Source organism: Caulobacter sp. BE254, from assembly GCF_031457295.1.
Lineage (GTDB): Bacteria > Pseudomonadota > Alphaproteobacteria > Caulobacterales > Caulobacteraceae > Caulobacter.
Genome location: NZ_JAVDWJ010000009.1, coordinates 106,711 through 119,363, shown reverse-complemented (window position 1 = coordinate 119,363; position 12,653 = coordinate 106,711). Strand labels below are relative to the sequence as shown.

The following is a 12,653-nucleotide window of genomic DNA, read 5'->3' as shown; positions in this document are numbered from 1 at the left end:
CATTCTCACCCAACTTCGCGAGCGCTGTGACCCTCATCAAATCCGAAAACGACGCCGCAGCGCGCCCGTCCAGGGCGCCGCGGAAGAAGTTGGCTTCCGCGGCCGACGCGCCACCGGCCGAACGCGGCAAACCCAGGGATCCTCCAACGGCGGGCAAGCCGCTGCAGACCTATGAGCGGCTGATCGCCGCAACGGGCGAGCTTCTCGGGGAAATCGGATTTGAGCGCCTGACAACCAACGCGATTTGCGCGCGCGCCAACTTGTCGCCACCGGCGCTTTATCACTACTTCGACGACAAGTACGACATCCTCGAGGTGATGGCGCGACGCCTACTCAAGCGCCAGAACGACGCTTACGCCGCCTGGCTTTTCAAGGGTGGCGCTTGGGCCAATCCCGAGACAGCGGTCGAAGCGCTTGAGGAATGGTTCGGCATAGCCACCCAAATTCTCGAGAGCGAGCCTGGCGCGCTCTGGACGATGCGGGCGCTGAGAGCCTTGCCTAACCTGGCGCATGTTCGCCTGGAATCCCAGCGGCAGAGCGCCGACCAGATGTTCGCGTTTTACCGACGCCTCTTTCCCGCCGTCGATCCAGACACGCTCTGGTGCCGACTTCGCATCCGGTCCGAATTCGGCTGGGCGGTCGATGAACTGGCGCTCGAGGAAGACCGCATCCCCCGGCCGATCCTCCTGCGGGAAGCGGCGCGGCTGCTGACCCGCTCGCTCGACGATGACCATCGCGCCAAGCCGACCGGGTAGAGACTCAATAATATAGTTATTGCTATATTGAAAATCGTGACGTATTCAAATCAAGGCCCACGCGGGCCTGATTGAACGGCGCGACTGTCGCTCAATGAGGGTCGCGGCCAGACCGTCCCATTGAGCGAGCGACCATGACCGCAAACGCCCTATGCCCGCGCCCCGATGCGAAGGCGCGCTTGGCCGCGCTGGGATTGCAACTGCCCAAGCCGCCGGCCGCGGTCGGTAACTTCGCCGCCGCCGTGCGCGATGGGCGCCTTCTCTATCTCTCGGGGCAAGGTCCCGTGCATGCCGGCGGCGTTCATACGGGCAAGGTGGGCGCGGAGGTTTCGCTCGAGGAGGCCTATCAGCACGCGCGGCTGACGACGCTCAACCTGTTGTCGGTGATCGAGGAGGCCGCCGGGCTCTCCAAGGTCAGCAAGGTCGTCAAGGTGCTGGGCATGGTCAACGCGGCGCCCGACTTCATCGCCCATCCGGCCGTGATCAACGGCTGTTCAGATTTGCTCATTGAGGTGTTCGGCCCCGAAGTCGGCGCCCATGCGCGATCGGCGGTCGGAATGGGGTCCCTGCCATATCAGATTACGGTCGAGATCGAGATGATCGTCGCGCTCGAAGATTGACCGGCAGCGGCCCGCGAGACGCGCGAATACCACTCCACTCCAGCCTGATCCCAGAAGGGGGTCGCCGATTGTCGGCGACGAGCACCATGCCCAAGATCACATTCATTCAGCACGACGGCGCGACCTTCGTCGTCGACGCCCGTCTAGGGCAGTCGCTGATGGAAGCCGCCATCCAGAACAATGTGCCCGGCATCGACGCCGACTGCGGCGGAGCCTGCGCCTGCGGCACCTGTCAAGTCCATGTGCAAGCGCCCTGGCAAGAGGCCTTGACGCTTCCCGGCGCCACGGAAACCGAGATGTTGTCGTTCACGAGCGACCCGCAACCCTCTAGCCGGCTGGCCTGCCAAATCACCCTCGATGAGCGACACGAGGGCTTGGTGGTGCGCGTGCCGGCCCACCAACACTGACCTCCAAGGAGAGCCCCATGCCGACATCCTCTTCGCCCCTGGCGTCCGTTCTTGGCCCGTCGCACATCGCGTTGGAAGTCACCGACCTCGAGCGCTCGCTGGCGTTTTACCAGCGCGTGCTTGGGCTCGAGATCTTTTATGACGAGCGCCAGACAGGAACGCCGCCGAGCATCAAGGGTATAGTCGCCGGCTTCGCTATCGAACTGGGTCAAATCCAGCCGCCGCCGGCCTCAAGCAGCCCATCCCAGGTGCGGCCGCAGGCAGGCGCTCCCTGCATGGCCTTCACAATCGAAGACGCCGTCGGCGCTCATGGCCGGCTCAAGGCGGAGGGCGTGTCGGTCGAGAGCGCGGTCAAGGAGACCGAGGGCGTCAAGTTCTTCTATGTCTACGATCCCGATGGTTATCCCTTCGAACTCATAGAATTCCCGCTCGGAGCGCGAGCCTTGGCCGATCTGCGCGCCTATTTCGACGCGCCTTCAACCGTTTAGGCCCGCGCTAGGGCCTGGGCGGTGTTGTCCCCCTCCCCGCGCGCTCCCGTGCAGAGGGACTACTCTGAGGCGGCTGGCCGAGAGCGCGCTGAGCGGCGGTCGGGGCGTGATGCGCGTGTCGAGCGAAGGCGGCGTCGCCTGCGCGCTTCTCGTCTCCCCAGCCACAGCCACGCTGGTTGAGGACGGCGCTGGACCCTGGCGTCTACGACGTGGAGCTGTGGGAGATCACCCGCGAGGAATGGCGGGCGTGGAGAGTCCGAGCCGAAAGACAGTGATCCCCCCATCCCCGCCACTCCCGACATCTGTATGACAGGCCGGCTCGCGCCAGGGTTCCCCGTTGCCGGGGACCGTGGCGAACTCAACCGCCCCATCGCCGTAAGCGGACTAGACGACGGAACACCACATGTCGGGGAAGCAAATCGTAATCCTGGGGGCAGGCCACGCCGGCGGATGCGTCGCGGCGTACCTTCGCCAGTACGGCCACGAAGGCTCGATCACCTTGGTGGGCGAGGAGCCGATCGCGCCGTATCAGCGACCGCCCCTGTCCAAGGCCTGGCTCAAGGGCGAGGCCGACGCAGAGACCTTGGCGCTGCGGCCGCTGGCCTTTTACGCCGACAGCGGCATCGATTTTCGGCCGAACGTGCGAGCGATCACGATCAACCGATCGACCAAAACCGTGACGCTCTCCGCCGGAGGGCCGATCGCCTATGACATCCTGATCATCGCCACGGGCGCGCGCCCGATGACCCTGCCGGTCGACGGCGCGGATCTACCAGGCGTGCTCTTTTTGCGCACCGCCGCCGACGCCGAACACCTCAAAGCCGCCCTGGGCCCTGGCCGACGCCTGGCGGTCATCGGCGCCGGCTATATTGGACTGGAGGCGGCCGCTTCGGCGCGCGCGCTGGGATCGGACGTCGTGGTGATCGAACGCGAAAGCCGGATTCTGGCTCGGGTGGCCTGCGATGTGCTGTCGAGCTTCTTCCAAGCGCGCCACGAGGCGCGTGGGGTGCGCTTCATCCTCGGCGGCGGCGTCACGGCTTTTGAGGGCGCAGACGGCGCCATCACCGGCGTGCGCCTGTCCGACGGACGCGTGGTGGCTTGCGACGCCGCCCTGGTGGGCGTCGGCGCGGTTCCCAATGACGACCTGGCCGCGGCCGCCGGCCTGGAGTGCGCGCGCGGGGTCGTCGTGGATCTCCAAGCTCGCACGGCCGACCCCTCGATCTTCGCCATTGGCGACGTCGCTCATCGGCCCATGCCGATCTATCAGCGCATGTTGCGCATGGAGAGCGTGCCCAACGCGCTGGAGCAGGCCAAGCAGGCCGCCAGCGCCATCGTGGGTCGCCCGCCGCCCGCAGGGGAGACGCCGTGGCAATGGTCGGACCAGTACGACATCAAGCTGCAGATCGCCGGCTATCCATTTGATGTCGACGATGTGCTGGTTCGCGGCGACCCGGCCGCCGGCAGCTTCGCCGTCTTCCACATGAAGGGCGACCAGATCCAAGCGGTGGAGGCCATCAACGCCCCGCCCGAATTCATGATGGGTCGCCAGTTGATCGGCAACCGCAAGGCGGTTGACCGCGCGCGGCTCATCGACCCGTCCGTTTCCATGAAGGAGGTCTTCGCCTAGCGCGGCGCGAGCAGCACCATGGCCAGGATCATCCATGTCGCTCACGACGAAACTCACTGGGCCCGATCTAGGCGCCGCTGACCCCCGGAACGTCGAGAAGGGCCTCCAGGTTGTCGACCGCCTCTTGGGTTTCAATCTGCGGAAAGATCAAGATCTCGCTGTTGGTGATGTCCTGGTCGGGCGTGCGGCCGCCATCGGTCGCGGCGCGAACCGGACCGTTGGAGCGCTCGCCCATCGGCGGATAGAAGCTGGCCTTGGCGCGGGCCTGGCGTCGGCGGTGGAACTGATCATCGGGCCGATGATCCCCAGGCCCCCGCGTCCAGCACCTTGCCGATGATGGCCGGTTCGTTCCAGAGCACGCGCACCAGTGGTTTTAATGCATGGCCTGGAAGCAGGTGACGACCGCTCTGTAGTCGGGGAGACCGTGCTGGATATCGAGCGTGACGCTGTTCCCGCCCATCTGCGCGAAGCGCTCCGCGGTGAAGTTGCATGGAATGAGTGACCAGCCGTTACGCAGATCTTGGCCGCTTGCAATCCGGCCCCGCGCCTATCGCGTCGTCGGCGCGGAGACTGGAATGAGCGCCCCATTGATCGCTCGGCTGGCCTCGTTGGCCAAGAACACGATGACGTCGGCCACAGCGGCCGGCTTCGTCCAGGACGCGGGATCGATATCGGGCATGTCCCTGCGGTTTTGCGGCGTATCGAGGATCAACGGCAGGACGGCGTTCACGCGGACGCGCCCCGCCAATTCGGCCGCTAAGCTCTCGGTCAGTCGCGCCACGCCCGATTTCGAGGCGGCATAGGCCCCCAAGCCCGCGCCTGCGCGTTCGGCGACCGACGCGCCGATGTTGACGATTGCGCCACCGCTTGGCAGGCGCGGCGCTGCGGCCCGGCACATGTTGGCGCAGGTCTTGAGATTGGCGTTGAACAGACGGTCCCAAAGGATCGGATCGCCACCGTCGATCATCTCGAAGGCGAAGGCGCCAGCGACGTTGATCAGCGCCCGCACGTCGCCAAGAGCCGTCCAGGCCTGCTCGAAAGCCTCGGCCGCCTGGTCGGCGTCGGCGAGATTCACGCCCGATACCGTGAAGTCTAATGTCGGCTCAGTGACGGCCGCATAGTCAATGAGCGCAATCTTGAAGCCCGCCGCCTTGAAAGCCTGAGCGACGGCCTGGCCTAGCACGCCCAACCCGCCCGTGATTATAACGCCCGCCATAGAGCAGACTCCCGTGATCTGAGACTAACCTTTGCCGACGTAGCGCCGGGCTCGACGCGCCGAGGCCCAGAGATCCTCCAGCGCTATTTTGAGAACGCCGCGTCCATAAACCGGGCGAGAGCTACGTCGAGCGTCGTCACGCCGCCTGCGTCGTGCGTTGTCAGGCACACCTCGACGCGGTCATAGACGTTGAACCATTCGGGGTGGTGATCGAGGCGGTCGGCCTCGGCCGCGATCTGGACCATCCATTGGATGGCGTCGGCGAAGCCGGCGAAGTTGAACGTCTTGGACAGAGCCTCGCGCGGCGCGGTTTGGGCGCTCCAGCCCTGGAGCATGGCCGCGGCGATCTCGGGTCTCAAACGTTCGCGCAGCTCGGGACCAGAACACGCTTGCGGCTGCGCCAGGGTCGCGCCCTCGCCGCTCGAGGCCTTAGCAGGGTCGGTCATGCCGAAAGCAAAGCCTGCGTGGTTTCATGCTCTTTGCCTTGGCCAAGGCTGGTCGCGCGCACGGCTTGCGGGATGGCGAAATACCGCTCAGGCGTGCCGATCCGCAGTCGGCGACGGGCGTCGACCAAGCGCTCCCCCAGCAATTTCTCATAGTCTTCGCCGACCAGCCAGACGGCCTTGCGCCCTAGACGATAGCCTTCCCAGATAGCCTGTCCCTGCGGATTGGACAGCCCGCCCGGCAAGGTCTCCAGCCAGCTGGCCAGCGCGATCGCGGCCCAGCCCCAGCCGCCAAGCTGAGCGAACGAGAAGGCCACCAGGGAGGCCTCGCCCAGGTGCTCGTCGGCCTTGTAGCCGGTCAGCACATGCCAAAGGTCATGGACGTCTCGTGTGCGGCGCCCCATCCAGACGTAAGGATGCTCGGCATGCATGTCGCTAGCGCCGGCCTGGCTGATCTCGGCCAGTCCCTCGGCGGAATAGCCGGTGGCGTCGAGGAAGGCCCGGTAGACTCCGCCGACGGTGTCAGGCTCAAAGCGCTCAAGCCACGTCCGGTCCATGAGCTTTTCGGCCAACTCCACGCGACGGTAGGCGACTTGGCCGCCGCTGCGGCTAGTCAGGAGACGCTTGTAAAGCCGCACATCTTCGTCGGCGTTCAGAGCGCTCATGATGACGAACACCTGCTCGGTATCGTGCTTGTTGGCCATGAGTTTGCGAAGCGCTGCGAACGCGCCTCCCCAGTCACGCCGGGCAACCAAGGGTTTGTCGATTTGAGCGCCAGCGATCGAATGGGTCATTGCGCGTCTCCAAGTTTTGATCGCACAACCATCAATCAGGAACCGCTCAGTGTCAATATATCTGGAACTATCTGGTGTCACTTTCTGGCTCGGCGGCGCTGATCCGCGCGCGCGCTGAAGAAAGGCCTTGCTCCAAGCTCACTCCGGCTTGACCCCAATGAAGGTAATGGCTCTACCTCCGACGAAAATCGGATGACATCGATGACGCACTCTGACGTGGCGTCGCCTTCTCGTCGCTACGCCGGCAACTCCGCCGAGGACCGACGGGAGATGCGGCGCGAGAAGATCCTTGAAGCCGCGATCCAAGTGTATGGCGAGCACGGCTACCGCGCCTCTACGGTTCAGGCGGTGTGCGATGCGGCGGGCCTGACCAAGCGCTATTTCTACGAGTCCTACCGCGACAGCGAGGATCTGCTCGCGGCCTGCCTTCGCCGGGTGGTGGTGGAGTTCGCGGGCGAATTGGCGCAGGCCGCGCCGGCGACGCAGATCGGCCGCGAAGAACGCGCGAGACTCATTCTGCGCGCCTATTTCGAAACCCTGAAGGAAGATCCGCCACGGGCCCGGCTGTTCTTGCTGGAGACCGATGGGGTCGGGTCCGACGTCGTGGACGCCATGCGCGAAGCGCAAAGCGACATCGCCGACGTGCTGGTTCCAATGCAAGCGGGCGCGAACGGGCGCGCATCGCTCCAGCGGCTTGGCGCGGTCGCCGGGACCGCGCGCATATCGTCCGTTTGGATCGCCGACGGCTATGCCTTGCCCATCGACGACGTGGTCGAAAGCGCCCTGCGCCTCTTCACCGGCTTGCTCGAGGGCTAGCCAGTGAAGAGGGCCCGTGAAGCGCCGTTCGCCTAAGCGCCGTAGCCCAGGATGGCCTTGGTTTCGAGGAAATCGTGGAAGCCGTGATCGCCCCATTCGCGCCCATTGCCGCTTTGCTTGTAGCCGCCAAAGGGCGCGCTCAGGTCGTTGGCCCCATTGACTGACACCTGGCCCGCCTTGATCTGCCCCGCCACGGCTCGGGCCTGCACCAAGTCCTGGCCGCTGACATAGCCCGCCAGTCCGTACGGGGTGTCGTTGGCCAGGCGCACCGCATGGTCCAGGTCGTCGTATCCCAGGATGCACAGCACCGGACCGAAGATCTCTTCGCGCGCGATGGTCATGGCGTTATCGACGTGAGCGAACACCGTGGGCCTGACATAGCTGCCAGCCTGAAGATCGTCTGGCCGCCCCAACCCGCCCACGACGAGCACGGCGCCTTCGTCGATCCCCGATTGGATCAACGACTGGATCTTGCGCCATTGGACCTGGTTGGCGACCGGGCCCATCGTCGCATTGCCGGTCGGATCGCCGACCTTGATCCCATCGACGGCGGCGCGGGCCGCCGCGGCCGCCTCATCCATGCGCGCGGCTGGCACCAGCATCCTGGAAGGCGCGTTGCAGGACTGCCCGGAATTGACCATTAGAGCCCGGACCCCGGCGGCGACACTGGCGCCGAACGCCGCGTCATCGAGCACGATGTTGGCGCTCTTGCCGCCCAATTCCTGGGCCACCCGCTTAACGCTGGCCGCCGCGGCCTTGGCCACTTCGACGCCAGCCCGCGTCGAGCCGGTGAATGAGACCATATCGACGTCGGGATGGCGGCAGAGCGCCGCGCCGACGCCAGCGCCGTCCCCGTTGACGAGGTTGAACACGCCGGGCGGCACGCCGGCGTCATGGATGATCTCAGCGAGAATCTGACTTGAGAAAGGCGCGGTCTCGGAGGGCTTGAGCACCATGGTGCAACCCGTAGCCAGCGCCGGCGCGATCTTGCAGAGCATCTGGTTGAGAGGCCAGTTCCAAGGCGTGATCAGCGCGCAGACGCCGATGGCCTCGCGCAGGATACGCGTCTCGCCGCGCGGCTCATCGAACACGAAATGCTCCAGGACCTGCTTGGCGATCGCCAGATGGGCCATGCCGGCCGGAACCTGGGCGCTCTGGGACAGCACAGCCGGCGCGCCCATCTCCTGGGTGACCGCGCTTGCGAGGTCGCCGAACCGCGTTTGGTAGGCGTCCAGGACCCGCCCCAGGACGTCCAAACGCTCCTGGCGACTTGTCGCCGACCATGCCGAGAAGGCGCCGCGCGCCGCTTCGACGGCGCGATCAACGTCCGCCTCCGATCCCATGGCGACGCGGCCATAGACCTGATCGGTGGCCGGATCGACGACATCAAGCGTCACCGAACGGGCCGGTTCGACCCAAGCCCCGCCGATATAGAATTGCAGAAACTCGCGCATAGCATCTCCAGACAGGCTGACGACGACCCGGACGCAGGCCGTTCAAGGTTACCAGGCCGCCCAGAACCGGGACGCCAAACGCTGCGTCGCGCCGGCGTTCTATTGACCCAGAGCCAGCGAGCGTCCGAGTCGCGGCAGAAGGGGGCGGAATGGGGCGGAATGAGTAACTATAGTTTTTACTATAACGATGATCGAATGGACCTGCAATCGCTCTCACGGCTTATGGCGCCTTGGATTTCGCCTCAACACGGAGCTATGCCCCTCCAGGCGCTGCCGACCGACAATCGCTTAGCATAGCTTTAACTACATAAAGCCGTGCGCTGATTGCGGCGTCCTCGATCATTTTGTCGAAGGATCGGACACGGTCAACGCCGGCGGCCAATCGGCGCGCCCCGCTTCCTTACGAACCCGATGGCTCGCCGTCTGGCCGACATAGAGAACCCGACATGAAGCCCAACTCCTCCCAAACAGATCTGATCGCTGGCGCGGCCAGCGGAACCGGAGCCGCCATCGCTCAAAAGTTGGCGGCCACGGACGTGCGACGCTGTTGGCGGTAGCCGCAGATCTGGGGCCGGCGGCGATTTGGTTGGATTACGGCGCTGGGATGGGCTGCAGGCTTCGATTAGAAAGGCGGCGGGCAAGCTCAGCAGACCGGCTCTGATATGGCCAAAAGTTGACTTTTCGGGACGCATTCGTGAACGCAAATCCCGATCTCACCGCCCTTGATAAGCTCAAGACGCGCATCCAAGGCCTATGCGCCAAGACCACGGACAACGGTTGCACCGAAGACGAAGCCTTGTCGGCCGCCGCCAAGGTCGCCGAGCTGCTCAGTCGCTACGACTTGTCGCTGACAGACGTCGAAATTCGTGACGCATCGTGTGAACGGCTTGAATACCAGACCCACCGCAACAAGCGCATACCGCTGGGCGATTGCATTGGGGCCATCGCGAATTTCTGCGATTGCCGAGTTTGGCGCGAGAAAAACCCGACGGGCGACGCGCGATACGTATTCTTTGGCCTCCGCTCCGATATCGAAGCTGCTCGGTACCTGACCGAATTGGTCGACAGCGCCGTCCGGTTTGAGCTTGGCCGCTACAAGACCACCACCGACTATCAGCGGTTTCGGCACCAGGAGCGTCACATCGCGAACGCGTCCTTCACTCTGGGCATGATCGCGTCGATCGCAGACAAGTTGACCGCGATGAAGGCCGGGCGCGACCAGGCCAACAGCGCCGGCGGGCGGGATCTTGTCGTTCTCAAATCGGCGGTCGTCGACGCTGAACTCGGCAGGCTCGATCTGAAGCTAAGAACGGTGCGCGGCCCAACCCGCATGGTGTCGCCGAAAGCATACGAGGCCGGCGGCGACGCGGGCGCGTCCTTGGCCATCGATCCCCACATCCGGAAGGCCACCTAACGCCCGCCAAAGACCCGCCTATGGCGGGTGCCCGCCCTCAATTCGCCGTGACCGAAAGTGCTCCATCAGCGTTAGGCCAACCATGAAGATGATCAGCTTTCCCGACGGCGCGAGCGTCCCGGCCCTGGGCCAAGGCACTTGGATGATGGCTGAGCGATCTGACCGGCGGTCGCAGGAGATCGCCGCTCTCCGGGAGGGCGTCGAGCTTGGCATGGCCCTGATCGACACCGCGGAGATGTACGGCGAAGGCGCCGCCGAAGAATTCGTCGGCGAAGCTGTCGCCGGCCTGCGCGATCGCGTGTTCCTGGTGAGCAAGGCCTACCCACAGAACGCATCGCGCGCGCGCCTCCCACGGGCCTGCGAAGCCAGCCTCAAACGCCTCGCGGTCGAGAGGCTCGACCTCTACCTTTTGCATTGGCGCGGAAACGTTCCGTTGTCCGAGACCGTCGAGGCGATGGAGCGCCTCGTCGAGGCAGGAAAGATTGCGCGCTGGGGCGTGAGCAATCTGGACACCGACGACATGCGGGAATTGCTGGAAGCCGGCGGAAAAGACTGCGCCACCAATCAGATCCTCTACAATCTGTCGCGTCGCGGCCCGGAATTCGAGCTCCTGCCCTGGCTTCAACAACGTTCGATCCCGGTGATGGCGTACAGCCCGGTTGAACAGGGGCGGCTCGTCGGACATTCAGCTCTGTGGGACGTCGCGGACCGCAAAAACGTCACCCCCGCTCAAGTCGCTTTGGCGTGGCTATTGCGTCAGCGGGACGTGATCGCCATCCCGAAGGCGAGTTCGATCGCACACGTGCGCGACAATTACGCGGCTGCTACCCTCGAGCTCGACGACGAAGATCTGGCTGCGCTCGACACCGCATTCCCAAAGCCAAGCCGCCGCCGTCCGCTGGAAATGCTCTGAGTTGACCGACGGGTGTCGGCTCGAACGCCTGCCCCCGCTAGCACCATCCGAAGGCGGTTTGGCGTAGCTTGGGCAAATCGAACGTCGGTGCCCGGGCTTGTCCTCAGTGCGCCAAGGTGTGTGGTGAGACACAGACCCTCGGACCGGCGTCGGCCCTCAGCATGCGAATTCCGCGCTTACCTCCGCTGGCCGAAGCGGATTAGAGCCGCTCCATGCCCGTTCCCGCCGCCCTCGCCGCCGCCCTCATCGCCTGCACCGCGCCGAGCGTTCACGATGGCGACACCCTGCGCTGCGGTTCCGAGCGGGTGCGGCTCTTCGGCGTCGACGCGCCCGAAGTGCGACGCGGCCAGACCCCAGCCGAGCCCTTCGCCTATGAGGCCCGGGATGAGTTGATCCGCCTGACCCGTGGCCGCGTGGCCTGTCGGTTCGTCGCGCGCGACCGCTATGGCCGCTTCGTCGGCAAGTGCTGGTCCAGCGCCAGTCCGGACGTCAACGCCGCGCTCATCCGCTCGGGGCTCACCACCGAGTATCGTCGCTACAGCAAGGGCGCCTACGCCAAGGCCGAAGCTGACGCCAAGGCGGCCGGTCGCGGGCAATGGGCCGACGGCGCGGCCCCGGCCAAGCCATAGAGGCGTAAGCCCGAACCGCGCCTTCGAGGAAGGTGCGGGCCGTCCCGGGCGACGCCTCAGCCGGGCTTGGGCAGACCCACGGCCAGCAGCTCGTCCTTGGTCACGTACCGCTGCGAACCATAGTAGGCCTTCAAGCGCGCCGGATCGTTCTGGCCAGGATCCATCAGCCAGCGCGTGTGCCAGGTCATGAACCACAGCCAGTCGGCCTGCGGTCCAAGCAAGGCCGGATCGGGGATCGGCCCGTTCTCGTGCAGGCAGATCGGCACGCCGTCGCCGACGATCGCCTTGACCGCCCCGAACATCGGCTCGAGCGCGCCATGGTCCTCGACATAGATGTCGGCGCCGACGACATCGACGCGCTCACGCCCCGGATACCAGGCCGGATCGACGTTCTGGCCGGCCCAGCCCAACACCCAGATCAGGTTGTCCAGGCCCCGGCGGCGGGTGAACTCGTCGTACATCAGCGCCCATAGCGCCTTGAAGGCCTGCGGACCGTGCTTGCCCCACCAGAACCAGTCGCCGCTGAACTCGTGCAGCGGCCGCCAGAGCACCGGCACGCGTCGGTCGCGCAACACGGTCAGGAGGTCGGCGATCGCGTCCAGGTCGCGATGCAAAGCCCGGTTCTGCGGCGTCCCGGGCTTCAAGGCGGCGACCAGGTCGAAGTCCTTCTTGGAGTTCTCGTACCCCGTCCCGACGTCCGGCGCCCCCCAGTGCCAGCACAGGGTGACGATCCCGCCCGAGCGATGCCACGCCGTGGCCCGCTCGTTGACCGCGGCGTTGTCGCGCGGGTCCATGTAGTCGAGGCCGAGGATGGCCGGCTGGCGGCCGGTCACCCGGGCGAGGTAGTCCAGCTCGACCCGAGGACCGGCGCGGGCCACGCCCAGCTCCTGCTGTCCGGTCAGGGTCTTGCGGCCGTAGAGCCTCCAGAGAAAGTCGTAGAGGGCGCTGGCCTGCGCCGACGCGCGAGGATTGCTCAGGCGGCGTGAGGACGCCGCCTCGCCTGCCCCGCCAACCGCCGCCAGCGCCAGGCCCGTGGCCAGGGTCGTGCGCCTGGAGACCCTCATGCCGTTCCCCTCT

General features: G+C 65.6%; 15 protein-coding genes. 9 read left to right on the top strand and 6 right to left on the bottom strand.

Going from position 1 to position 12,653, the window contains the following annotated elements:
• The first annotated feature begins 26 nt into the window (after positions 1-26).
• The 5 genes from J2X41_RS16830 to J2X41_RS16810 all read left to right on the top strand — a co-directional run bounded on the left by J2X41_RS16830 (position 27) and on the right by J2X41_RS16810 (position 3,897).
• Positions 27-755 (top strand): TetR/AcrR family transcriptional regulator, encoded by a 729-nt coding sequence (locus tag J2X41_RS16830; RefSeq protein ID WP_056757637.1) that lies wholly within the window; start codon positions 27-29, stop codon positions 753-755.
• 134 nt (positions 756-889) lie between these two features.
• Positions 890-1,375 (top strand): RidA family protein, encoded by a 486-nt coding sequence (locus J2X41_RS16825; protein WP_310083259.1) that lies wholly within the window; start codon positions 890-892, stop codon positions 1,373-1,375.
• A gap of 86 nt (positions 1,376-1,461) precedes the next feature.
• Complete coding sequence (locus J2X41_RS16820; protein WP_310083257.1) at positions 1,462-1,782, top strand: 2Fe-2S iron-sulfur cluster-binding protein; 321 nt, start codon at positions 1,462-1,464, stop codon at positions 1,780-1,782.
• Positions 1,783-1,799: 17 nt separating this feature from the next.
• On the top strand, positions 1,800-2,270 hold the full coding sequence (locus J2X41_RS16815) for a VOC family protein (RefSeq protein ID WP_056757643.1): 471 nt from the start codon (positions 1,800-1,802) through the stop codon (positions 2,268-2,270).
• Positions 2,271-2,673: 403 nt separating this feature from the next.
• Positions 2,674-3,897 (top strand): FAD-dependent oxidoreductase, encoded by a 1,224-nt coding sequence (locus J2X41_RS16810; RefSeq protein ID WP_310083254.1) that lies wholly within the window; start codon positions 2,674-2,676, stop codon positions 3,895-3,897.
• 67 nt (positions 3,898-3,964) lie between these two features.
• On the opposite strand, the gene J2X41_RS16805 is transcribed toward J2X41_RS16810, so the two are convergent.
• From J2X41_RS16805 to J2X41_RS16790, 4 genes are all read right to left on the bottom strand, one after another.
• A complete protein-coding gene (locus J2X41_RS16805; protein WP_310083253.1) occupies positions 3,965-4,132 on the bottom strand; it encodes a hypothetical protein in 168 nt (55 codons plus the stop codon).
• Between the two features lie 312 nt (positions 4,133-4,444).
• A complete protein-coding gene (locus J2X41_RS16800) occupies positions 4,445-5,113 on the bottom strand; it encodes an SDR family NAD(P)-dependent oxidoreductase (RefSeq protein WP_310083251.1) in 669 nt (222 codons plus the stop codon).
• Positions 5,114-5,196: 83 nt separating this feature from the next.
• Entirely contained in the window at positions 5,197-5,484 is a 288-nt protein-coding gene (locus J2X41_RS16795; RefSeq protein ID WP_404979947.1) for a 4a-hydroxytetrahydrobiopterin dehydratase, read from the bottom strand.
• A gap of 71 nt (positions 5,485-5,555) precedes the next feature.
• Positions 5,556-6,350 carry a Coq4 family protein gene (locus J2X41_RS16790; protein ID WP_310083248.1) on the bottom strand — a complete coding sequence of 265 codons (795 nt, stop codon included), beginning with the start codon at positions 6,348-6,350 and terminating at the stop codon, positions 5,556-5,558.
• A gap of 192 nt (positions 6,351-6,542) precedes the next feature.
• Here J2X41_RS16790 and J2X41_RS16785 point away from each other — a divergent pair, with 192 nt between their 5' ends.
• Positions 6,543-7,166: a TetR/AcrR family transcriptional regulator gene (locus J2X41_RS16785; protein ID WP_310083247.1), complete on the top strand. Its 624-nt coding sequence runs from the start codon at positions 6,543-6,545 to the stop codon at positions 7,164-7,166.
• A 32-nt stretch (positions 7,167-7,198) separates the two neighbouring features.
• On the opposite strand, the gene J2X41_RS16780 is transcribed toward J2X41_RS16785, so the two are convergent.
• The gene (locus tag J2X41_RS16780) at positions 7,199-8,620 is read right to left on the bottom strand and encodes an aldehyde dehydrogenase family protein (protein ID WP_310083245.1); all 1,422 of its coding nucleotides are present in this window, start codon (positions 8,618-8,620) and stop codon (positions 7,199-7,201) included.
• A gap of 694 nt (positions 8,621-9,314) precedes the next feature.
• Between J2X41_RS16780 and J2X41_RS16775 the strand changes: the two genes are divergently transcribed.
• The 3 genes from J2X41_RS16775 to J2X41_RS16765 all read left to right on the top strand — a co-directional run bounded on the left by J2X41_RS16775 (position 9,315) and on the right by J2X41_RS16765 (position 11,576).
• A complete protein-coding gene (locus J2X41_RS16775) occupies positions 9,315-10,034 on the top strand; it encodes a DUF2786 domain-containing protein (protein ID WP_310083243.1) in 720 nt (239 codons plus the stop codon).
• An 82-nt stretch (positions 10,035-10,116) separates the two neighbouring features.
• Positions 10,117-10,947: an aldo/keto reductase gene (locus tag J2X41_RS16770; RefSeq protein WP_310083241.1), complete on the top strand. Its 831-nt coding sequence runs from the start codon at positions 10,117-10,119 to the stop codon at positions 10,945-10,947.
• A 212-nt stretch (positions 10,948-11,159) separates the two neighbouring features.
• Positions 11,160-11,576 (top strand): thermonuclease family protein, encoded by a 417-nt coding sequence (locus tag J2X41_RS16765; RefSeq protein WP_310083240.1) that lies wholly within the window; start codon positions 11,160-11,162, stop codon positions 11,574-11,576.
• A 56-nt stretch (positions 11,577-11,632) separates the two neighbouring features.
• On the opposite strand, the gene J2X41_RS16760 is transcribed toward J2X41_RS16765, so the two are convergent.
• Positions 11,633-12,640 carry a glycosyl hydrolase gene (locus J2X41_RS16760; protein WP_310083238.1) on the bottom strand — a complete coding sequence of 336 codons (1,008 nt, stop codon included), beginning with the start codon at positions 12,638-12,640 and terminating at the stop codon, positions 11,633-11,635.
• Between the last annotated feature and the right edge of the window lie 13 nt (positions 12,641-12,653).

Bases quoted from the DNA above. Each gene is read 5' to 3' on its own strand.
- J2X41_RS16825 (WP_310083259.1), top strand. From the start codon at position 890: ATGACCGCAAACGCCCTATGCCCGCGCCCCGATGCGAAGGCGCGCTTG.
- J2X41_RS16820 (WP_310083257.1), top strand. From the start codon at position 1,462: ATGCCCAAGATCACATTCATTCAGCACGACGGCGCGACCTTCGTCGTC.
- J2X41_RS16815 (WP_056757643.1), top strand. From the start codon at position 1,800: ATGCCGACATCCTCTTCGCCCCTGGCGTCCGTTCTTGGCCCGTCGCAC.
- J2X41_RS16810 (WP_310083254.1), top strand. From the start codon at position 2,674: ATGTCGGGGAAGCAAATCGTAATCCTGGGGGCAGGCCACGCCGGCGGA.
- J2X41_RS16805 (WP_310083253.1), bottom strand. From the start codon at position 4,132: ATGGGCGAGCGCTCCAACGGTCCGGTTCGCGCCGCGACCGATGGCGGC.
- J2X41_RS16800 (WP_310083251.1), bottom strand. From the start codon at position 5,113: ATGGCGGGCGTTATAATCACGGGCGGGTTGGGCGTGCTAGGCCAGGCC.
- J2X41_RS16790 (WP_310083248.1), bottom strand. From the start codon at position 6,350: ATGACCCATTCGATCGCTGGCGCTCAAATCGACAAACCCTTGGTTGCC.
- J2X41_RS16785 (WP_310083247.1), top strand. From the start codon at position 6,543: ATGACATCGATGACGCACTCTGACGTGGCGTCGCCTTCTCGTCGCTAC.
- J2X41_RS16780 (WP_310083245.1), bottom strand. From the start codon at position 8,620: ATGCGCGAGTTTCTGCAATTCTATATCGGCGGGGCTTGGGTCGAACCG.
- J2X41_RS16770 (WP_310083241.1), top strand. From the start codon at position 10,117: ATGAAGATGATCAGCTTTCCCGACGGCGCGAGCGTCCCGGCCCTGGGC.
- J2X41_RS16765 (WP_310083240.1), top strand. From the start codon at position 11,160: ATGCCCGTTCCCGCCGCCCTCGCCGCCGCCCTCATCGCCTGCACCGCG.
- J2X41_RS16760 (WP_310083238.1), bottom strand. From the start codon at position 12,640: ATGAGGGTCTCCAGGCGCACGACCCTGGCCACGGGCCTGGCGCTGGCG.